Source organism: Pseudomonas sp. COW5 (assembly GCF_026240005.1).
GTDB classification, from domain to species: domain Bacteria; phylum Pseudomonadota; class Gammaproteobacteria; order Pseudomonadales; family Pseudomonadaceae; genus Aquipseudomonas; species Aquipseudomonas kribbensis.
Window position 1 is genome coordinate 381,339 of record NZ_JAPHVP010000001.1, and the last position, 19,927, is coordinate 401,265.

20 protein-coding genes are annotated in these 19,927 nt (G+C 61.2%); 3 read left to right on the plus strand and 17 right to left on the minus strand.

The features are described 5' to 3' along the window. Positions 1–13: 13 nt before the first annotated feature. Together OQ248_RS01590 and OQ248_RS01595 are read right to left on the minus strand one after the other, a co-directional pair. Entirely contained in the window at positions 14–2,158 is a 2,145-nt protein-coding gene (locus OQ248_RS01590) for a 3-hydroxyacyl-CoA dehydrogenase NAD-binding domain-containing protein (RefSeq protein WP_265811876.1), read from the minus strand. A gap of 17 nt (positions 2,159–2,175) precedes the next feature. Further along, positions 2,176–3,381: an acetyl-CoA C-acetyltransferase gene (locus OQ248_RS01595; RefSeq protein ID WP_265811877.1), complete on the minus strand. Its 1,206-nt coding sequence runs from the start codon at positions 3,379–3,381 to the stop codon at positions 2,176–2,178. A gap of 583 nt (positions 3,382–3,964) precedes the next feature. Here OQ248_RS01595 and OQ248_RS01600 point away from each other — a divergent pair. After that, positions 3,965–4,786, plus strand: a complete 822-nt coding sequence (locus OQ248_RS01600) for a cytochrome c (RefSeq protein WP_265815047.1) — start codon at positions 3,965–3,967, stop codon at positions 4,784–4,786. Between the two features lie 110 nt (positions 4,787–4,896). On the opposite strand, the gene OQ248_RS01605 is transcribed toward OQ248_RS01600, so the two are convergent. The 10 genes from OQ248_RS01605 to OQ248_RS01650 all read right to left on the minus strand — a co-directional run bounded on the left by OQ248_RS01605 (position 4,897) and on the right by OQ248_RS01650 (position 13,840). After that, entirely contained in the window at positions 4,897–5,700 is an 804-nt protein-coding gene (locus OQ248_RS01605; RefSeq protein ID WP_119428433.1) for a transglutaminase family protein, read from the minus strand. Beyond that, positions 5,697–6,647, minus strand: a complete 951-nt coding sequence (locus OQ248_RS01610; RefSeq protein WP_065258049.1) for an alpha-E domain-containing protein — start codon at positions 6,645–6,647, stop codon at positions 5,697–5,699. The genes OQ248_RS01605 and OQ248_RS01610 overlap by 4 nt, the downstream gene beginning before the upstream one ends. A 12-nt stretch (positions 6,648–6,659) precedes the next feature. Further along, positions 6,660–8,069 (minus strand): circularly permuted type 2 ATP-grasp protein, encoded by a 1,410-nt coding sequence (locus OQ248_RS01615; RefSeq protein WP_085690507.1) that lies wholly within the window; start codon positions 8,067–8,069, stop codon positions 6,660–6,662. 476 nt (positions 8,070–8,545) lie between these two features. Further along, the gene (locus OQ248_RS01620; RefSeq protein ID WP_007960698.1) at positions 8,546–8,893 is read right to left on the minus strand and encodes a ribonuclease E inhibitor RraB; all 348 of its coding nucleotides are present in this window, start codon (positions 8,891–8,893) and stop codon (positions 8,546–8,548) included. 210 nt (positions 8,894–9,103) lie between these two features. Continuing rightward, a complete protein-coding gene (locus OQ248_RS01625) occupies positions 9,104–9,337 on the minus strand; it encodes a hypothetical protein (RefSeq protein WP_085710655.1) in 234 nt (77 codons plus the stop codon). 152 nt (positions 9,338–9,489) lie between these two features. Next, a complete protein-coding gene (speE, locus tag OQ248_RS01630) occupies positions 9,490–10,365 on the minus strand; it encodes a polyamine aminopropyltransferase (protein WP_085608797.1) in 876 nt (291 codons plus the stop codon). A gap of 135 nt (positions 10,366–10,500) precedes the next feature. Then, positions 10,501–10,692 carry a PLDc N-terminal domain-containing protein gene (locus OQ248_RS01635; protein ID WP_003223221.1) on the minus strand — a complete coding sequence of 64 codons (192 nt, stop codon included), beginning with the start codon at positions 10,690–10,692 and terminating at the stop codon, positions 10,501–10,503. 71 nt (positions 10,693–10,763) lie between these two features. Continuing rightward, positions 10,764–11,294, minus strand: coding sequence for a hypothetical protein (locus OQ248_RS01640; RefSeq protein WP_265811878.1), 531 nt, complete (start codon positions 11,292–11,294; stop codon positions 10,764–10,766). Between the two features lie 91 nt (positions 11,295–11,385). Then, positions 11,386–11,904: an ankyrin repeat domain-containing protein gene (locus tag OQ248_RS01645; protein ID WP_085710653.1), complete on the minus strand. Its 519-nt coding sequence runs from the start codon at positions 11,902–11,904 to the stop codon at positions 11,386–11,388. 97 nt (positions 11,905–12,001) lie between these two features. Then, a complete protein-coding gene (locus OQ248_RS01650) occupies positions 12,002–13,840 on the minus strand; it encodes a long-chain-acyl-CoA synthetase (protein WP_265811879.1) in 1,839 nt (612 codons plus the stop codon). Positions 13,841–14,228: 388 nt separating this feature from the next. On the opposite strand from OQ248_RS01650, the gene OQ248_RS01655 reads away from it, so the two are divergent. Then, positions 14,229–14,507 (plus strand): DUF3509 domain-containing protein, encoded by a 279-nt coding sequence (locus OQ248_RS01655; protein ID WP_085710651.1) that lies wholly within the window; start codon positions 14,229–14,231, stop codon positions 14,505–14,507. Between the two features lie 76 nt (positions 14,508–14,583). On the opposite strand, the gene mtnC is transcribed toward OQ248_RS01655, so the two are convergent. From mtnC to aroC, 5 genes are all read right to left on the minus strand, one after another. Further along, positions 14,584–15,267 (minus strand): acireductone synthase, encoded by a 684-nt coding sequence (gene mtnC, locus OQ248_RS01660; protein ID WP_265811880.1) that lies wholly within the window; start codon positions 15,265–15,267, stop codon positions 14,584–14,586. Positions 15,268–15,271: 4 nt separating this feature from the next. Then, positions 15,272–15,817 (minus strand): acireductone dioxygenase, encoded by a 546-nt coding sequence (locus OQ248_RS01665; protein WP_085710649.1) that lies wholly within the window; start codon positions 15,815–15,817, stop codon positions 15,272–15,274. Positions 15,818–15,909: 92 nt separating this feature from the next. After that, positions 15,910–16,536, minus strand: a complete 627-nt coding sequence (locus tag OQ248_RS01670) for a methylthioribulose 1-phosphate dehydratase (RefSeq protein ID WP_085710648.1) — start codon at positions 16,534–16,536, stop codon at positions 15,910–15,912. Continuing rightward, positions 16,533–17,678: an MFS transporter gene (locus OQ248_RS01675; RefSeq protein ID WP_265811881.1), complete on the minus strand. Its 1,146-nt coding sequence runs from the start codon at positions 17,676–17,678 to the stop codon at positions 16,533–16,535. Before OQ248_RS01675 ends, OQ248_RS01670 begins: the two co-directional genes overlap by 4 nt. A gap of 31 nt (positions 17,679–17,709) precedes the next feature. After that, positions 17,710–18,801, minus strand: coding sequence for a chorismate synthase (gene aroC, locus OQ248_RS01680; protein WP_114882003.1), 1,092 nt, complete (start codon positions 18,799–18,801; stop codon positions 17,710–17,712). A gap of 130 nt (positions 18,802–18,931) precedes the next feature. On the opposite strand from aroC, the gene OQ248_RS01685 reads away from it, so the two are divergent. Continuing rightward, positions 18,932–19,885 carry an alpha/beta fold hydrolase gene (locus OQ248_RS01685; protein ID WP_085710645.1) on the plus strand — a complete coding sequence of 318 codons (954 nt, stop codon included), beginning with the start codon at positions 18,932–18,934 and terminating at the stop codon, positions 19,883–19,885. Positions 19,886–19,927: the final 42 nt, after the last annotated feature.

Genomic DNA, 19,927 nt, shown 5'->3' on the forward strand with positions numbered 1-19,927 from the left:
CTTCCCCAACCCGCTAGAACAGCTCGCCGCTGGCAGCCTTTTGCAGCAGCAGCGCTGGCGGTGCGAAACGCTCGCCGTATTGCTCAGCCAGGTACTGCGCCCGCGCGACAAAGTCCTTCACGCCATATTGATTGATGAACTGCAACGCGCCGCCCGTCCACGCCGCGAAACCGATGCCGAAGATCGAGCCGACGTTGGCGTCCGCCGTCGATGTCAGCACGCCTTCCTCCACGCAGCGCACGGTTTCGATGGCCTGCACGAACAGCAACCGGTCACGCACATCTTTCGGCGAAATCTGCCCGTCGGCTTTCTCGAAACGGGTTTTCAGCTCGGGCCACAGATGCTTCTGCCCACCCGCCGGGTACTCGTAAAAACCGCCTCCTGCCGCCTTGCCCGGCCGCTTGTATTCGTTGAGCAACAAGTCAATCACGGCGAACGCCGGGTGCTCAATCAGCGGTTTCCCTTCTGCTTGCAGGTCTTTGGCCGTTTGTTGACGGATATGGCTCATCAGGCTGAGGGAAACTTCGTCGGAGATCGCCAGAGGCCCGATGGGCATGCCGGCCTTGCGCGCTTCAGTCTCGATCATCGGCGCACTGACACCTTCACCGAGCATGGCAATGCCTTCGTTGGTGAACGTGCCGAACACCCGCGAGGTAAAAAAGCCGCGACTGTCGTTGACCACAATCGGGGTTTTCTTGATTTGCAGTACGAAATCGAACCCGCGCGCGAGGGTTTCGTCGCTGGTTTGCGCACCCTTGATGATTTCCACCAGCGGCATTTTCTCCACGGGGCTGAAGAAATGCAGGCCAATGAACTTGCTTTGATCCGGTACTGCGGTCGCCAAACCAGTGATTGGCAAGGTCGAAGTATTGGAGGCGATCACTGCGTCGGCACCTACCACCTGTTGCGCCGCTGCCGAGACTTTGGCCTTGAGCTGACGATCCTCGAACACCGCTTCGATGATCAGATCGCAACCCGCCAGATCGGCGTCATTTTCAGTGGTCCGGATACGCGCCAGCACTGCTTCACGCTGCTGGGCAGTCATCTGCCCGCGAGCGACTTTCTTGTCCAGCAGTGCCGCCGAATGCGCCTTGCCCTTTTCGGCAGCGGCAAGATTGATGTCCTTGAGCACCACGTCGATTCCGGCCGAGGCGCTGACATAGGCGATTCCCGCTCCCATCATCCCGGCGCCGAGGACGCCCACACGTTTCGTCACATACGGTGCAAAACCCTGCGGCCGCGAACCGCCGGCGTTGATTTCATTGAGCTGGAACCAGAACGTGCCGATCAGGTTTTTCGAGATCTGCCCGGTAGTCAATTCAGTGAAATAACGGGTTTCGATCAGGTGCGCGGTATCGAAATCCACCTGTGCGCCTTCCACCGCCGCACAGAGAATCTTCTCCGGCGCCGGCAACGTGCCCTGAGTCTTGGTACGCAGGATCGACGGTGCAATTGCCAGCATCTGCGCGACTTTCGGGTTCGACGGCGTGCCGCCGGGAATCTGATAGCCCTTCACGTCCCAACGCTGCACGGCCGCAGGATTGGCCAGAATCCACGCCCGGGCCTTGGCCAGCAAATCATCGCGATCCGCCGCCAGCTCATCGATCAGACCCGCCTGCAATGCCTGCTGCGGACGGACTTTCTTGCCTTCGAGCAGATACGGCAGGGCTTTTTCGATGCCAAGCATGCGCACCATACGCACCACTCCGCCGCCGCCCGGCAACAGACCAAGGGTCACTTCCGGCAGGCCGAGTTGCACCGATGCATCGTCCAGCGCCACGCGATGGTGACAGGCCAGGCAAATTTCCCAGCCGCCGCCGAGCGCCGCGCCGTTGATCGCCGCGACCACCGGTTTGCCGAGGGTTTCCAGGGTGCGCAACTGGCCCTTGAGAGTCAGCACCATGTCGTAGAAGGCCTTGGCTTCGGGCTTGCCGACCTTGATCAGTTCATTCAGGTCGCCGCCGGCGAAGAAGGTCTTTTTGGCCGACGTAATGATCACCCCGGCGATGTCATCTTTTTCCGCGAGCAGTCGGGCGACGCTTTCGGCCATGGCTTCGCGGTACACCGCGTTCATGGTGTTGGCGCTCTGGCCCGGCATGTCGATGGTCAGGAGGACGATGCCGTCCTGGCCTTTTTCGTAACGAATGGCTTGGGTCATGACAGGTTTCCTTGGAGTCAGAGGCGTTCGATGATGGTGGCGATGCCCATGCCGCCGCCGACGCACAGCGTCGCCAGGCCATAGCGCAGGCGCCGGGCTTCCAGTTCATCGAGCAAGGTGCCGAGAATCGCGCAACCGGTGGCGCCCAGCGGATGGCCCATCGCAATCGAACCGCCATTGACGTTGACCTTGTCCGGGTCGACGGCCATGTCCTTGATGAATTTCAGCACCACCGAGGCGAACGCTTCATTGACCTCGAACAGGTCGATGTCTTCGACCCGCAAGCCGGCCTTGGCCAATGCCTTGCGGGTGGCCGGCGCCGGGCCGGTAAGCATGATGGTCGGGTCGGTACTGGTGACTGCCGTGGCAACAATTCGCGCCCGGGGTTGCAGGCCCAACTCGCGCCCCTTGGCTTCGGAGCCGATCAGCATCAGCGCCGCACCATCAACGATTCCCGAACTGTTGCCCGGTGTGTGTACATGGTTGATGCGCTCGACATGGCTGTAGACCCGCAGCGCCGTGGCGTCGAAGCCCATCTGGCCAATCATTTCGAAACTCGGCTTGAGCTTGCCCAGGCCTTCGAGGGTCGACTCGGCGCGAATGAACTCATCGTGATCGAGCAGGATGATGCCGTTCTGATCCTGCACCGGTACTAACGATTTGTTGAACGAGCCGTCGGCTCGGGCGCGGGCGGCTTTCTGTTGTGAGTGCAGCGCGTAGGCATCGACGTCCTGACGGCTGAAGCCTTCAAGGGTGGCGATCAGGTCGGCACCGACACCTTGAGGGGTGAAATGGCTGTGCAGATTGGTCTGCGGATCCAGCGCCCAGGCGCCGCCGTCGCTGCCCATCGGCACGCGGGACATGGACTCGACGCCGCCGACCACCACCAGCTCTTCGAACCCGGAGCGCACTTTCATCGCTCCCAGGTTCACCGCTTCCAGCCCCGAGGCGCAGAAGCGGTTGATCTGCACGCCAGCGACGCTGACGTCCCAATCGGCCACCTGCACGGCGGTCTTGGCGATGTCCGAGCCTTGATCGCCAATCGGCGTGACACAACCGAGCACCACGTCATCGACCTGGCTGGTGTCCAGCGTCGTGCGCGCCTGCAGCGCGGTCAGCAACCCGGCCACCAGGTTCACCGGTTTGACGCTGTGCAGCGAACCGTCGGCCTTGCCTCTGCCACGGGGCGTGCGTAATGCGTCGAAAATCAAAGCTTGGGTCATGGCGTTCTCGAACCTGTGCGGTGAGTGAAATTCGTGCCTCCACTCTTGGCCGGGACGGTCACGGATTCAATGACCACAGCGCTCAATGACGTTGACGCGCACGCTCAGACGGACGGTCATTTCCGGCCAGGTTAACCGGTTCAGGTCACCGAGCTGTCTAGCAAAAGGGCGGCAAAGAAGCTGGCAATGGGCCTCATGCCTTTTTAATCGCGACTGGTAGCAAATACATATGAAATGGATCTAAGCCAAGCGTGACGCGGGCCCTAAGGTGAACATGTACGTCGTTGTCGTCGGGTTTTGCCGAGGCAGGCGTTCTTCAACAGGAAGTGCAGCGCTTGCCGTCATGGATATGCAGGCAGGCATCAGGAAATAACAAAAAAGGCGGTCAAGCCATGTTCAAACAACCGAAAGTTCGTCAAGCAGGGCTCATTCTTTTCGCCACGACGCTGTTGTTGATTTTGCCGAACCTGACCAAGGTCATCGGCTGACTCAAGCGGCAGGTATTGCTCATCGCCACTGAAAATTTGGCTGGCCCGCTACCCGGGCCAGCGTGGCTGTGCCAACCTTTGCGCACTTCCACGACATGGACGGCGATCACTTGAAAACGCTCATTCTGTTCGGGGCCATGCTGCTGAGCCTGCCCCTGTCTGCCGCACAGCTGAACCTGGAGCTGGGCGAGAACAGCCGCACTTGGCAGACCGAGGAACTGCTCAAGCATCCTCAGGTGCAAACCCTCACGGTCAAGAATGATGTGTCCTACAAGAAGGACATGACTTATCGCGCCGTGCCGATTGCCGCGCTGCTGACTGGCATCAAACCCGAAGATCACCTGCAAGCCGTAGCGCTGGACGGTTTTGCCGCAGAGCTGTCCGCCGCGCCGCTACTGAACAACAAAGGCTCACGCGCCTGGCTGGCCATTGAAGACCCGGCCCATCCATGGCCGCCGCTGTCGGAAGGCAAGCATAGCGCCGGACCGTTCTATCTGGTGTGGACCGATCCGCAGGCCGGCAATATCAGCCCGGAACAATGGCCATTCGAAGTCGCCAGCATCAAGCGCATGGCACCGGTTGCCGAGCGCTTCCCTGCCCTGCTGCCGGATCCTGCGTTGAAGGCCGATGACCCGGTGAATCAGGGATTTGCGCTGTTCCAGAAGAACTGCCTGGCCTGTCACCGCCTGAACGGCGCCGGGGATGCGCAGTTCGGGCCGGACCTGAATATTCCGTACAACCCGACCGAGTACTTCGGCGCGGACTTCCTCAAGCGCTACATCCGCGATCCGCAGAGTCTGCGTCAGTGGCCGCAGGCGAAGATGCCGGGGTTTTCCGCCGAGGTGTTGCCGGACGGGGATCTGCAGAAGCTGATCGGGTATTTGCAACACATGGCCGGGCGCAAGGTTGAGCCTTGATGCCATTCCTTGTGGGAGCGAGTCTGCTCGCGATGCGGTGTGTCAGTCATGCATGTGCTGGCTGAAAGATTGTCATCGCGAGCAGGCTCGCTCCCACAGGAGTAGTGCGTTTATTGCTGCTGGACGGAGATCACCGGCGTCGGCGACACCAGCACTTTCGCATGCATCTGCTCACTGCCTCCGCCTCGGCGCATGCCCCGCACCGGGCAGGCGTCGAGGTAATCCAGTCCCACGGCCAGTTTCAGGTGCCGCTCCGGCCGCGCCAGTTCATTGGTCACGTCGAAGCTGTACCAGGCGTCATCGATCCAGGCCTCGGCCCAGGCGTGACTGGCCAGGTGTTCGCAATCCTCGCTGTAGAGATAACCCGACACATACCGCGACGGCACCCCGAGACTGCGCGCGCAGGCCAGAAACGCGTGGGCGTGGTCCTGGCAAACACCCGCCCGCCCGGCGAATGCCTCGGCGGCGCTGGTGTCGACCTCGGTGGAACCCGGCGTGTAGGTCATGTGCTGATTCAGCCCATGCATCAGGTCAATCAATGCGTTGCGATCCCGTCGTTGTTTGCAGGACTTCTCGGCAAACGCCCGCAGCGCCTCGTCAGCCTCGGTCAGCCGGGTGAAACGCAGGAACGGCAGCGCCGACTGGCTCTCATGCTCCGCTTCGCGCAACTCGTCGATATCGACCTGTCCACGGGCACCGATGATGATCGCTTCGTGGGGCTCGTCCATGGTCAGCACATGCAGGATGTTGCCGAACGGATCGAGCTGGGCGCGTACCGGGCGCGGCAGGTCGAGCTGCCAGCTCAGCACGTGCTGGCGCTCGCTGTCGTGAGGTGTCAGGCGCAGGTACTGGATGCTCGCCCGCACCTGATCTTCGTAGTGATAAGTGGTCTCGTGGCTGATGGAAAGTCTCATGCGGCCTCCAGGTAGGAACTGTGAATGGCGTTGCCCAACTGGCGCACCAGCGGGATGAACTCGGTGAGCCAGGCGTGCAGCCCTTCCTCGAGAATTTCGTGGATGCCGGTGTAGCGCAGGCGTGCGTCCATTTCCGCCGCCAGCCGTTGCGCCGGGCGACCGTTGGCCCCCGGCAGTTGCGCCAGGATCTGGTCGATCTCTTCGGTGCAGGCCCGCAGCGAACGCGGCACGTCGGCGCGCAACAGCAGCAGTTCGGCGACATGCCGGGCTCCGGGCGCGTCGCGGTAGATTTCGGTATAGGCCTCGAACGAGGACAAGGCCCGCAACAAGGCGCTCCACTGGTAATAGGCGTGGGCGGTGCCGTCGCTGACCGCTTCCGCCTGATCGCCGGCCATTTCGTAGCGGGCGTCGAGCAGGCGCAGGGTGTTGTCGGCCCGTTCGATGAACGTACCCAGGCGAATGAAGCGGAACGCGTCGTTACGCATGATGGTGCCGTAGGACGCGCCACGGAACAGGTGCGAACGCTCCTTGATCCACTCGCAGAAGCGGCTCATGCCATAACGGCTGAGGCCCTGATTGGCGATACCGCGAATCTCCAGCCAGGTGGCGTTGATGTTCTCCCACATGTCGGCAGTGATCCGCCCGCGCACCGCATGGGCGCTGGCTCGCGCTGCGCCGAGGCAGCTGTAGATGCTCGCCGGATTGGCCGCATCGAGGGCGAAGAAATGCAGCAACCGCTCGGCATGCAGTTCGCCGTGGCGTTCAAGATAATCATCCAGGGTGCCGGTGATCATCAGCGGCATCGCCAGTTCGTGCAGGCCGTCGCCACGGCCGTCCTGCGGCATCAGCGACAGCGAATAGCTGACATCGAGCATGCGGGCGAGGTTTTCCGCCCGCTCCAGGTAACGCGACATCCAGTACAGATCCGAGGCAGTTCTACTTAACATGGCAGGCTTCCTTCAATCCTCGACCACCCAGGTGTCCTTGGTTCCGCCACCCTGGGATGAATTCACCACCAGAGAGCCTTCACGCAGGGCGACACGGGTCAAACCGCCGGGCACGACCCGGGTTTCGCGGCCGGACAATACGAACGGGCGCAGGTCGATATGGCGCGGCGCAATGCCGTTTTCGACAAAGGTCGGACAGGTCGACAGCGACAGCGTCGGTTGCGCGATGTACGCGTGGGGCTTGGCCTTGATCCGCTCGCGGAACGCATCGATTTCCGCTGTCGTTGCTGCCGGCCCCACGAGCATGCCGTAACCGCCGGAGCCCTGGGTTTCCTTGACCACCAGATCCGGAAGATTGGCCAGCACATGGGAAAGTTCAGACGGATTGCGGCATTGCCAGGTCGGCACGTTCTTCAGGATTGGCTCTTCATCGAGGTAGAAACGGATCATCTCGGTGACGAACGGATACACCGACTTGTCGTCCGCCACCCCGGTGCCGATGGCATTGGCCAGCACCACGTTGCCGGAGCGGTAGGACGACAGCAGCCCCGGCACGCCGAGCATCGAATCCGGGCGGAACGCCAACGGATCAAGAAACGCGTCGTCGAGCCGGCGGTAGATCACGTCCACCGCTTTCGGGCCGTCGGTGGTGCGCATGAAGACCTTGTCGTCGCGCACGAACAGATCGGCGCCCTCGACCAGTTCCACGCCCATTTCCCGCGCCAGAAACGCATGCTCGAAAAACGCGCTGTTGAACCGTCCCGGTGTCAGCACCACGACACTCGGGTCGTCGATCGGGCTTGAGCTTTTCAGGGTGTCGAGCAGCAGGTTCGGATAATGGTCGATGGGCGCGATGCGCTGGGCTGCGAACAGCTCGGGGAACAGACGCATCATCATCTTGCGGTCTTCGAGCATGTAGCTGACGCCGCTGGGCGTGCGCAGATTGTCCTCGAGCACGTAATAGGTGCCGTCGCCGTCGCGCACCAGATCGACGCCGGAAATGTGGGAATAGATATCGCGGTGCAGATCCAGCCCCTGCATCGCCAACTGGTATTGCTCGTTGGCCAGCACCTGCTCGGCGGGAATGATCCCGGCCTTGATGATGCGTTGCTCGTGGTAAAGGTCGGCGAGAAACATGTTCAGCGCCTTGACCCGCTGGATGCAGCCGCGCTCGACGATCCGCCACTCGCTGGCGGGAATGCTGCGCGGAATGGTGTCGAAGGGAATCAGGCGCTCTGTCCCTTGCTCGTCCCCGTAGAGCGTGAATGTGATCCCGGCACGATGGAACAGCAGATCGGCCTCGCGTCGCCGCTGGGCCAGCAGTTCGTCAGGCGTTTCCGCCAGCCAGCGGGCAAACTCCCGGTAATGCGGGCGGACCTGGCCGCCGGCATCGTACATTTCATCAAAATAGGTGCGGATCATGCCGTACTCCTTGTCACCCCGGACCTACAGGCCTTCGCAAGGCCCGTGCCATCGGCATAAACGCTTTGATTTCAATCGGTTGGATATTCACGCCACACGCACCGCACCATTCCTGTGCGGCAAATGCCCCAACCTGATCGCCCCCGCTTCATTGCGACGCAGTCCTGTCGCCTATCACCAGCATAGTCAGAGTTGATTTCACTGCCCGGCGCCGCCTGCGGATAATCCGCACATCCGCTGCGAAACGTCCCTGACGAAGCACGCAGCCCAACTGACATGGCTTGCCCCGGCAGCCCTCCCGGCCGTAACCCTGACCGGTTTCCTCTCCTTCCGGTCTTCCCTTTCAGCCACCTCTCCTGGTGGCTTTTTTTTGCCTCGGATTCTTGTTTCAGGGTTTTGCCGTGCGATGTTCAGGGTGCGGAAACGACAACGGCCGACCCGAAGGTCAGCCGTTGCTCGACGTGTTGCGAGGGTGATCAGTTCAAACGATGGCGGTTGCGCACCTCCTGCTTCACGCCCCAGCCTTCGATGATGCCGCCCAAGGGCTCGACCACCGCCGAGAAGCCCTGTTCGAAATCGCCGATGTCGTCGTAGGTTGCGTACATCACTTTGCTCAATTCCAGGGACCACGCGCCGTCGTCGCGCGCACTGACCTGGGCATTGATGGATTCACCACGAAACTTGCCTGCCGCCCTGCGCGCCCGCTCCTCGTCCGGGAAAATGGCGTAGAACTCGATGGGATGGAATCGGGAAAAATCGAAACCGCCTTCTTTCATGCGGCGCAGCACGTTGCTGCTGATGTCTTCTTGATAGGCTGTGCTCATGAACGTCCCCCTCGCATAGATGGATAGACTTTCCGTATTCCCTGCACCTGGCCGAACGGCTCAGGCGTTACGGCAACCGTGTTGCCGACGGGAAACAAGCATGTAGCTGACAAGACCAGACCTTAGCGATCCGTTCGCTGATCTCGCTTGCAGAGTAGCCCCAAGATAGAGCCGCTGCCAAGGCCTGGTGCGTTACTGACAAGAAGATTTTCAGATGGGTGTGATGCTGCGGATTTCGATGCTGTTCTGGGTTTTCAGGCTTTTGGCGCCGGCATCGGAGGTGCGCCCTTCCAGATCGTTCAGATCCAGTGCGGCGGCGACAGGAAGGAGTCGTTCCTTGATCAGTCGTGCGGCCTCATCATCGCTGGGGCATTCCGCACGCTCGAAGACTTCATCGACAATTTCACCGTGATCATCCACGAAAGTGACTTTCCACTTTTGCATTGGAGCCTCCTCGAACAAACCCGCAAATGGGCTTACATCTATCTCGACTTTTGTCAGGATTGATCGTTCAAAAGCTTTACACCGATGAAACATGAAAAACCTTTCATCTACGGGAGCGAATCGCCCCGCTCCCGCAGATGACGACCGATTGATCAGTCGTTGCTTGGCTTGTTCACCGCTTGCAGCACGTATTGCGGCAAGGCGAAGGCGCCGATGTGGATTTCCGGGTTGTAGTAACGGGTGACGATGCCGCTGCCGATGAAGCGCTGTTGCAGGACTTCACGGCTCAGTTTGCGGTAGGCCGGGTTGGTCGAGCCCCAGGCGAAAGTCATCGAGCCGCCGATGTAGGTCGGTACGGCCGCCTGGTAGAAGTGCCAGTCCGGGAACAGGCTGCGCAGGCGACCGGCGGTGGTCTTCACTTCGTCGATTTGCATGAACGGCGTGCCGTTCTGGGTCACGAGGATGCCGCCCTCGTTCAGGCAGCGATGGCAGGCCTGGTAGAAGTTTTCCGAGAACAGCACTTCGCCCGGGCCGATCGGGTCGGTGGAGTCGGAAATGATCACGTCGAATTTTTCAGTGGTGGTGGCGACGAAACGCATGCCGTCGTCGATCACCAGGTTCAGACGTGGATCGTCGTAGGCGCCCTTGGAGTGGTTAGGCAGGAATTCCTTGCACATGTCGACCACGGTGCCGTCGATTTCGACCATGGTGATGTGCTCGACGCTGGCGTGCTTGGTCACTTCGCGCAGCATGCCGCCGTCGCCGCCGCCGATGATCAGCACGCGCTTGGCGGTGCCGTGGGCGAGGATCGGCACGTGGGTGAGCATTTCGTGGTAGATGAATTCATCGGCTTCGGTGGTCTGGATCACGCCGTCCAGCGCCATCACCCGGCCCATGCGCGGGTTCTGGAAAATCACCAGGTGCTGGTGTTCGGTGCGCACTTCGTGCAGCAGTTTTTCCATGCGAAAACGCTGGCCGTAGCCTTCGTAGAGGGTTTCCAGGTATTCGCTGGTCTTGGTGACGGTCATGGTGAAGTGCTCCGATGAATGCGCGGGCGCCAATCGTCAGGTTCGATTGCCCGGGAAAGGCGCGCATTCTACGTTGCCGAAGATGACAGGTCGAACCTCAGTTCATCGGCCCCGCGCAATCCATGGTGCGAACGCTCAGATCCGCACATTGCCCCGCGGCCCGGCGATCGCCCAGATGATCAGGCCCAGCACCGGCAGGAGGATGATCAACAGCACCCAGAGGATTTTCATCCCGGTCTCGGCGCCGCTTTTCAGCACATTGATGATCGCCCAGATGTCGAGGGCAAGAATGATCAGGCCGATCAGGCCGTTGAACGTGGAACCCATGGTGTCGCTCCAGAATAGTGGCATGCACTTTTAGGATAGACGGTCGCGCGCAGGGTTCCCTTTTATTGCGTTCAGACGTGAACGGCGACCTTCAAGGCTTCCAGCGACGGCGCGGCGGCGATGCCGACTTCGGTGCACAGCTCCAGCACGCGCGGCACGTCGTTGCCGTAGACCAGCACCACTTGCAGCTCGTCGTCGAGCAACTGGCTGAAATTCATCAGCGTGTAACCGCCGTTTTCCTTGTTCAGGCTGCTCATCTGCACCTGGATGCGGTTGAGCGCGGTCAGCGCTTCGGTCTTGGCCAGTTGCTTGGGCTTGAGGTTGAACTCCACGCCCGGCCCGAACGAAGCCACGATCTGCGCGAACAGGTCGACGTAGGTGTCAGCCTGGAACAGCACGGTCTCCGGCAGACTGCCGACCACCACCCACTCGCCCAGCGGAATCGGGAAGGTGTCGTCGTAGTTGATGTCCGGATTGGCGGTCAGAAAAGCGTCGGCATCGGAGTAGGCCTGTGCGGCCTCATCGGCAACCTTCTGAATCTCGTCTTCGCCCATGCAGCCGGAGCTGATTTTGCTGATGAGTTCGGCGAGTGCGGCTTTCATGAGAGCAGGTCCTGTGGCTTGGGGAATTTCGAGGGCGCGAAGGATAGCGCATTCTTGCCCTCGCCACAGAGCCGGCTGCGGACCGACGGTGTCAGCCCAGCAGTTTTTCCAGCTGCGCGGTGGTGTCCACAGCGCCCATGGTGCGGGCCGCGTCCAGCGCGGTGACGCCGTTGGCGTCCTTGGCTTTAGGGTCGGCGCCCTGGTCGATCAGGAACTCGACGATTTCAACCCGGTTGAACATCGCTGCCATCATCAGCGCCGTGCGGCCATCGAAAGAGGCGCCTTCAATTTGCGCACCACCGGCCACCAACGCCTTGACCACCGCCAGATCACCCTTGAACGCCGCGCCGGCAATCGGGCTCTGGCCGTTGCCATTGCGTTGCTCCGGGTCGGCCTTGTGCTTGAGCAGCACTTGCACCGCATCCACGTGACCGTAGTAGCTAGCGAGCATCAGCAGGGTGTCGCCCTTGCTGTTGGTCAGGTTCACCGGCAGACCGGCGGTGATCAGGCGGTCCAGCATCACCGCATCGCCTTCGCGCGCCTTGTTGAATACCTGCTCGGTGAATTCGGCAGCTTCTTCGGGGGTCATCTGGCGGCTTTGGTCGGACATGGGGCAACTCCACTTTCGGTCAATCGGAAAGCCGCTAGTTTCCCGAGCGCGGCGATAGCTGTCACCCCCTTTTTTCCAAGCTTCGCGATAGCCAATATCAATAACGGAACTTGCCTGCCTGGATGCCCGCCAGGATTTCATCCGTGACCTGCACGTAGGTCTCGGTGCCCGGCAACCAGGCATAGATCGGATCATCGCCTGTCTGGTCGGGGTCGAAGCCTTCGTTTTTCAGGCGCGTCTTCTGGTATTTGAAGGTGCCGGTAGTTTCCATCTTCACCTTGACCCGCAGGAACAGCGGCACGGCATAGGCCGGCATGCGCTGACGAGCGAAGGCCAGCAGCTCGGTGAAGTCCAGCGTCGCCAGAGACTCGGCAGGCGTGATTGCCGCCATGCCGGCGCGACCATTGGTGTTGGGGATTTCCACGCCATAGGCCACGGCTTCGGAAATGTGCGGATGCTGGAGCAGCAGGTTCTCGACCTCGGTGGTCGAAACGTTCTCGCCCTTCCAGCGGTAGGTGTCACCGAGGCGATCGACAAACTGCGCATGGCCGAAACCGATGTTGCGCAGCAGATCGCCGGTATTGAAGAAGCGGTCACCCTTGGTGAACACGTCCTGCAGCACGACTTTCGCGGTTTTCTGCGGATCGGTGTAACCGTCCAGCGGCGCCTTGTCGTCGATCCGCGCCAGCAACAGGCCCCGCTCACCCCGGCCGACCTTGCGCATGAAGCCGTCGTCACCGCGAATCGGCTCGCCGCTGTCCTGATCGTAGGCAACCAGTTCCCAGGCCATCAGCGAGAAGCCGATGGTGTTGTCGAAATTGAGGATGTTGGTGAAGCCGATATTGCCGTCGCTGGCCGCGTACAGTTCGCAGATGTGATCCACCGCGAACCGGGTCTTGAACTCGGCCCAGGCACCGGGCCGCAAACCGTTGCCGATCATCTTGCGCACGTCATGGCGGTTGTCATCGCTGCTGGCCGGCTGATCCACCAGATAGCGGCACAACTCGCCGACATAGCCGATGGTGGTGGCGCGGTAGCGGCGTACGTCGCTCCAGAACTGCCGGGCGCTGAACTTGCGGCGAATCGCGAAACCCGACGCGCCGTTGACCGCCGAGCCCCAGCACACGCAAAGCCCGGTGGCGTGATACAGCGGCAAGGTGCAATAGACGATGTCGTCCGGGCGCATGTCGAGGGCGATCATGCCGAAGCTCGCCGAGCTGCGCATCCAGCGTCCGTGCTTGAACACCCCGGCCTTGGGCAAACCGGTGGTGCCGGAGGTGTAGATGTAGAAGCACGGGTCATCGAAGTAAATCTGCCGGCTGCTGGCCGGGTTGTCGCCCGGCGCGTCGGCACTGGCGCTGATCAGATTGGTGTATCCCTCCGGCGCAATGCCCGGATGGCTGAACGTGTCCTGATCGGCGACGAACCAGACGCGCGCTGCCGGAATCGACACTTGCTCGCGCACCGCCGCGAAGGCTGGCAGCAGTTCCTCGCCGACGACAATTGCCACCGGCGCTACCAGATTGATGCTGTGGATCAGCGTGTCGCGGGTCTGTGAGGTATTGAGCAGCGCGCTGACGGCACCGACCTTGGCCAGCGCCAGAATCGTCACCAGCAGTTCCGGGCGGTTCTCGATGAACACCGCCACCACATCGCCTTTGCCGATGCCCTGCCCGATCAGATAGTGGGCGATGCGGTTCGCCCACTGGTTGACCTGTGAATAACTCAGCACCACGTCGCCCGACAGCAGCGCGGGACCATCCGGATTGCGCAGGGTCGCTTGCTCGAATGTCCAGCCCAGGCCACAGGTTTGGGTCGGATCCTTGACGTTGGCCACCTTCATGCCTTTCACCACCCGAGGGATGGCTTTGGCGATCATCGGCAGTTTGCGGAGCATCATGCCCCAGGTAATCGTGTCGCTAGGCGCGTGACTCATGGCAGCTCCCGTTCGACCTTGACGTGCAGGCCGGATTTTTATTGTCGGGCAATCGGGTGAGGCAACCGGCGCTTCTCGAGCGAGGGTCGAGGCCGAAAATACGTCAGGGCTTCTCGGGCTGTACACGCGGTTTTTGCAATGTTTTGTATCCGCCAGCGCTACAAGGCGAAACGTGATTGCGGCAGCAGGGAATGGTTCCATCGGATCGACGGCGATCCCGCAAAATGCAGGATGCACGATGGCCATTCATGCAGAATGCACGACGAGTTGAATTTACAGAATTTATAACTTATTGATTTATAACGAATTTATAAAAACAAAATACTGGCACAATCGCTGCAACCTCCTCCGCATGCTTGCCATTCAAGTGCATACGGAGCTGAAAGACATGAGCCTGATCCAAGAAAAATTTACCTCCCTGTTCTCCAACTTCGCAGTCACCACCCAACCGCGTCCCGATGGCGGGATCCTGCTGACGCTGAAGAGCGCCGACGGCAAAGTGTTCAAACGTGCCCTCACCTATCAGCAATTGCATGCCGGCGACCAACTGTCGTGGGCGATCAGCGCGATTCGCCGTGACCTGGCGGAACAGGCCAGCGAGCTGCCGCAAATCGGCATGCTGCAAAGTCAGCAGCGTTTTGCCCTGCCGACCTATCACTCGATGTAATACGAACACCCCATAAACAAACAGGCCGTGGAGCTCTCGCTTCACGGCCTGTTTTTTTACGCGTCGATGGGTGGAGTCAGAACGCTTCCGGTTCGATCCCGGTAAAGCTGTCGACGGTCACGTGACCTTCCAGCTCCCCGCCCTCACGGGCCAGGCCGCAGGTTTGCAGGCCGGCGATCCGAGCGGCGTCGAGTTCCTGCACGATGTCGGACAGGAACAGGATGTCCTGCGGCTCGACCCCGATGGCCTGCTGGATATTGCTGTAGGACTGCGCTTCGCGCTTGGGGCCCGACGTGGTGTCGAAGTAGCCACTGAACAGCGGCGTCAGATCCCCGGCTTCCGAGCAGCCGAAGATCAGCTTCTGGGCCTGGATCGAACCGGACGAGTAAACGAACAGTTGATACCCGGCCTGATGCCAACGTCTGAGAGCATCGACCGCATCCGGGTAAACATGCCCCTTCAACTGCCCGGCCTGATAGCCCTGCTCCCAGACCATGCCCTGCAACGCTTTCAGCGGCGTGGCTTTGCGGTCTTCGGCGATCCAGGCCAGCAGAATGTCCACGACCCGTTCAACGTCGGCCTGCGGTTCGTTGCTGTCGCGGCGTACGGCGTCCAGTTGCTCGTCGACATCGGCGCGCGTGGCGTTCTGGCGAACGAAGTCCGGCAGGTTTTTGGCGGCATACGGAAACAGCACGTCGAACACAAAACTCACCGCGCTGGTGGTGCCTTCAATATCGGTGAGGATGACCTTGATCGACATCGGCTCAGTCCTCCAGACGCGGGAAGCGGCCGGCGATGTCTTCGCCGGTGAAGTTGGCGACCCAGCCTTCAGGGTTGTTGAACAGGCGGATCGCCACGAAATGCGGGTTCTCGCCCATGTCGAACCAGTGTTTGGTACCCGCCGGCACCGAAATCAGATCGTTCTTCTCGCACAGCACGGCATAGACGTAATCGTCGATGTGCAGGGTAAACAGGCCACGACCGGCGACGAAAAAGCGCACTTCGTCTTCGCCATGGCGATGTTCTTCAAGGAACTTGGCACGCAGCTCGGCTTTTTGCGGATGATCGCTGTTAAGGCTGACCACATCGACGGTGATGTACCCGCGCTCGGTCATCAGCTTGTCGATCTGCTCTTTGTAAGCGCCGATCACCTCTTCCTGGCTGGCACCGGGCTGGATCTTCGCGGCGGCTTGCCAGCGGTCGAAACGCACGCCCTGCTCGGCCAGGGTCGAGGCGATGTCTTCGAAATGGGTCAGCACCTTGTTCGGAATTTCAGGGCTGGAAACGTGATAGACGGACAGGCTGCTCATGGGGCAATTCCTCGGTATCGGCCTTGCCGTCCGGTTCTTCGAGACCGGTCGGGCACTGCATTCATCAGGCAAATGGGCTGGTTCTGGTGAAGTCAGCCTTGGCGGTTCATGACGCTGCGGGTCTTCAACTCGCATTCAAACAGGAATTCAAAGGCCTCGATCTGGCGCAACGCGTCACTCATCTGTGCGCCCCAGGTGTAGAGACCGTGGCCGCGAATCAGATAACCGACGCAATCGGGATGGGCGTCGAGCCAAGGCTGCACCTTGGCGGCAAGGCGCGCAATGTCCTGATCGTTGTCGAAGATCGGCACGCGCACCCGGGATTCGTGGGTCGAAATGCCGCTGAAGGCTTTTTGCAGTTCGTAGTCTTCGAACTCGATGAAGTCTTCCGGCGTCAGGCGCGACAGCACCGTGGCGTTCACCGAGTGGGTGTGCAGCACCGCGCCGATCTCCGGGCGCCAGCTATAGAGCTGGGTGTGCAGCAGGGTTTCGGCGGACGGTTTTTTGCCCGGTTCCAGACTGTTGCCGGACAGGTCGGTGGCGAGCACATCGTCCAGACCCAACTGGCCTTTGTGCTTGCCGGACACGGTCAGCAGCGCTTCGCTCGGCGACAGGCGCGTCGAGTAATTGCTGCTGGTGGCCGGCGACCAGCCGCGACCATAAAGAAAACGCCCGGCGTCGACAATTTGCTGGGCAAGCTGTTCACGGGTAAGGCTCATGGCCTGTCCTCTTGCATTCGAATGGCAATGATAACGGCAGCGGCGAGCGCTGCGAGACTGGCAATACTAAAGGTCAATGTCGCACCGAGGGCATTCCAGCTGTAGCCGGAATACAACGCGCCGAGCGCACCGCCGGTGCCGGCCAGCGCCGCGTACAGCGCCTGGCCCTGCCCTTGCTGACGGGCGCCGAAGGTACGTTGCACGAACGCGATGGCAGATGCATGAAAGCTGCCGAAAGTCGCGGCGTGCAGCACCTGGGCAAACAGCAGCACCCAGAGGAATTCGGCGAACGAACCTAGCAGCAACCAGCGCAGCGCCGCCAGCAGAAAACTTGCCATCAGCACGCGCCGCAGGGAAAACCGCGCGAGGATCCGGCTCATGGCCATGAACATCAGCACTTCCGCCACCACGCCAACGGCCCAGAGCATGCCGATCACGCCACGGCTGTAACCCAGTCGCTCAAGGTGCAAGGTCAGGAAGGTGTAATACGGCCCGTGGCTCATCTGCATCAGCGCTACGCAACCGTAGAATGCCAGCACCCCGGGACTGCGCAATTGCTTGAGAAAGCCTTCGCCCGTCGGACGGTTGCCCTGAGGCGGCTGAGCGTTCGGCACCCACAGACTGCTGAGGACGATGCCGGCCATGATCAACACCAGCGCCGCCGGGTAGATGTCGAGGCTCAGCCATTCGAACAGGCGACCGAGCGCGACCACGGTGATGATGAAACCGATGGAGCCCCATAGCCGGATCTGGCTGTAACGGGAGGTCTGGCCCTGCAAATGCGCAAGCGTGATGACTTCAAACTGGGGCAACACCGCGTGCCAGAAGAACGCATGCAGCGCCATGACCATTGCCAGCCAGGCGTAGGTCTTGCTGACGAAAATCAGCGAGAACGTCAGCAGCGTGCACACCGCGCCGAAGCGCACGATGGCCAGGCGTCTGCCGGTGTAGTCGCCGAGCCAGCCCCAGATGTTCGGCGCCACGCAGCGCATCAGCATCGGGATCGCCACCAGCTCGCCGATACGCGCGGCGCTGAATCCGAGGTGATCGAAATACAGCGCCAGAAACGGCGCCGTCGAGCCGAGCAAGGCGAAATAGAACAGATAGAAACTGGACAGCCGCCAGTACGGGAGCGCCGCCACGGTCAGACCGCGACGGCTGTGAGTTGACCCATCAGAGCTGGCCCAGAACCGGGGTGTTCACCCGCACGTCGGCGTTCTGGCCACGGTGACGCAGCAGGTGATCCATCAGCACGATGGCCATCATCGCCTCGGCAATCGGCGTGGCGCGGATGCCGACGCACGGATCGTGGCGGCCCTTGGTGATCACTTCGACCGGGTTGCCATCGATATCGATCGAACGGCCCGGGGTGGTGATGCTCGAGGTCGGCTTCAACGCCAGATGGGCGACGATCGGCTGACCGGACGAGATGCCGCCGAGGATGCCGCCGGCGTTGTTGCTGAGGAAACCTTCCGGGGTCATTTCATCGCGGTGTTCGGTGCCACGCTGGGCAACCGAAGCGAAACCGGCGCCGATTTCCACGCCCTTGACCGCGTTGATGCTCATCAGCGCGTGGGCCAGTTCGGCGTCGAGACGGTCGAAGATCGGCTCGCCCAGCCCCGGCATCACGCCTTCGGCAACCACGGTGATCTTGGCCCCGACCGAGTCCTGATCGCGGCGCAACTGGTCCATGTAGGCTTCCAGTTCCGGAACCTTGTCCGGGTCCGGGCTGAAAAAGGCGTTCTGCTCCACCGATTCCCAGGTCTTGAACGGGATTTCGATCGGGCCGAGCTGGCTCATGTAGCCGCGAATGACGATGCCCTGGGTCGCCAGGTATTTCTTGGCAATCGCACCGGCCGCCACGCGCATGGCGGTTTCCCGCGCGGAGCTGCGACCACCACCGCGGTAATCGCGCTCGCCGTATTTGTGGTGGTAGGTGTAGTCGGCGTGGGCCGGACGGAACAGATCCTTGATCGCCGAGTAGTCCTTGGACTTCTGGTCGGTGTTGCGGATCAGCAGGCCGATGGAGCAGCCGGTGGTGCGGCCCTCGAACACGCCGGAGAGGATTTCGACTTCGTCCGCTTCCTGACGCTGGGTGGTGTGACGGCTGGTGCCCGGCTTGCGGCGATCGAGGTCGCGCTGCAGGTCCTCAAGGGAGATCTCCAGGCCCGGCGGGCAGCCGTCGACAATGGCGACCAACGCCGGACCATGGCTTTCGCCCGCGGTGGTGACAGTGAACAACTTGCCGTAGGTATTGCCGGACATGCAGGACGCTCCGTGAAATCAAACCCAAATTCATGATGCGCGCCAGTATACGCAGGCTAACCGAGTAGTTCATCCTCGAACCTTGGCGGTGTTGGTGAGTCCAACCGGCACCTTGGCAAATGATGGCGTGATGATGCTGCGAGTTTTGATCTTGAGCCTTACCCTGTTTACTGGCTTCGTCCAGGCAACTGTCCTGCAACGTCCGGTGACTCTGGACACCGGCAGCGGCGAACTTTTCGGCTCGCTGTTGCTGCCAAAGTCTGACAACCCGGTGCCGGTTGTCCTCATTCTTTCTGGCTCGGGTCCTACGGATCGTGACGGAAACAACCCCGACGGCGGGCGCAACGACAGCCTCAAGCGGCTGGCCTGGGTGCTGGCCAAACACAATATCGCCAGCGTGCGTTTCGACAAACGCGGGGTGGCCGCGAGCCTGGCCGCGACGCCGGATGAGCGCAATCTGTCGGTGGATGCCTATGTCGCGGATGCCGTGGCCTGGGGCCAGAAACTCAAGGCTGACCCGCGTTTCGGCCCGTTGATCCTGCTGGGTCACAGCGAGGGCGCACTGATTGCCAGCCTGGCCGCACCTAAAGTCGACGCTGCGGCAGTCATTTCGCTGTCCGGCACAGCCCGACCAATCGATCAGGTGTTGCGCCGACAACTGGCGCGCAGCCTTCCACCGCCACTGATGCAGCGCAGCAATGAGCTGCTCGACAGCCTCAAGGCCGGGCACACCGACGACAATGTCCCGCCGCCGTTGCAGGCGATCTTCCGCCCGAGTGTGCAGCCATATCTGATTTCGCTGTTCCGGCAGGATCCGTCCGCCGCCTTCGCTCAACTGAAAATGCCGGCCCTGATCGTCCAGGGCAGCAACGACATTCAGGTGCAGGTCGATGACGCCAACCTGCTCAAGGCGGCAAAACCCGATGCGACACTGGCATTGATCGAGGGCATGAACCACGTGATGCGCATCGTGCCCAACGACGTGAAGCGGCAAATGGCCTCCTACAAGGACCCGAATCTGCCGCTGGCGGCGGAACTGGGGACCCGGATCCTCGAATTTATTGACGGACTTCGCACCCGTTAAGGTCTTTTCACCCTCCAGTCCTGAAAAAAACGGCCGATAAGC